Origin of the sequence: Klebsiella terrigena (assembly GCF_006539725.1) — a bacterium.
GTDB lineage: Bacteria > Pseudomonadota > Gammaproteobacteria > Enterobacterales > Enterobacteriaceae > Klebsiella > Klebsiella terrigena.
Window position 1 is genome coordinate 1 of the sequence record NZ_BJNO01000051.1, and the last position, 1,346, is coordinate 1,346.

Here is a 1,346-nt window from a genome sequence, read left to right on the forward strand (position 1 = left end):
CCTCAGCATCACCGCCCGCGAAGGCGATCTGAACGCGGTCGGCAGCCAGCTGAAGGCTGGCAATGATGTGGCCCTCTCCGCCAGCCGCGACCTGAACCTGATCTCTGCTGAAAACACCTCGCTGCTTGAAGGCAAAAACGAAAGCAAAGGCGGCACGGTCGGCGTCGGGATTGGCGTGGGCTCCGGCGGCTGGGGGATCAGCGTCTCCGCCAGCGTCAACAAGGGCAAAGGCAGCGAAAGCGGCAACGGCACCACCCACAGCGAAACCACCGTCGATGCCGGCAACAGCCTCATCCTCAACAGCGGACGCGACACCACCCTCACCGGCGCTCAGGTCAGCGGCGACACGGTTATCGCCGATATCGGCCGCAACCTGACCCTCACCTCCGAGCAGGACAGCGACCGCTACGACTCAAAACAGCAGAACGCCAGCGCCGGGGGCAGCTTCACCTTCGGCTCTATGAGCGGCTCCGCCAGCGTCAACCTCAGCAAGGACAAGATGCACAGCAACTACGATTCCGTGGTGGAGCAGACGGGCATCTTTGCCGGCAAAGGCGGCTATGACATCACCGTTGGCGAGCATACCCAGCTGGATGGCGCGGTGATTGGCAGCACTGCCACCGCAGATAAAAACCGCCTCGACACCGGCACGCTGGGCTGGGGCGATATCGACAACCGCGCCGATTTTAAAACCGAACACCAGAGCGTCGGGTTCAGCACCGGCGGCAGCATCGGCAGCCAGTTCGCCGGGAACATGGCCAACGGCCTGCTGACCGGCGGGAACAACGAGGGCCACGACAGCAGCACCACCCACGCGGCGGTCAGCGATGGCGACATCATCGTGCGGGATAAAGACAAACAGCAGCAGGACGTGGCGAACCTCAGCCGCGACGTGGAGCATGCCAACCAGACCCTGTCGCCGATATTTGATAAGGAGAAGGAGCAGCAGCGTCTGCAGCAGACCCAGCTGATCGGCGAGATTGGTAAGCAGGTGGCGGATATCGCGCGCACCGAGGGACAGATTAACGCCATCAACGCAGGCAAGGCCGAGCTGGCGAAGGAAAAGATCAACGAGCCGGAGAAAGGCGCCAGCAAGGAGGCCTGGGAGAAATATAACGCTCAGCTGGCCGCGACCGAAGGCTATAAGGCCGCGCAGCAGCAATGGGGCACCGGCAGCAGCGTCCAGCAGGCGATTCAGGCGGCGACCGCCGCCGTGCAGGGCCTGGCGGGCAGCGACCTGAAGGCCGCTCTGGCCGGCGGCGCGGCACCGTATGTGGCGGAGGTGATCGGCCACTACAGTAATCTGGACGATGCGGGCAAGGTCGCCGCGCATGCGGTGGTCAACG

The 1,346-nt window shown here is 63.9% G+C and carries 1 protein-coding gene; it reads left to right on the forward strand.

Annotated elements, in window-relative coordinates; all coding sequences use genetic code 11:
* Window positions 1-1,346, forward strand: a 1,346-nt coding sequence (locus RTE01_RS26080; protein WP_174824633.1) for a hemagglutinin repeat-containing protein, incomplete at both ends; no start/stop codon positions are given.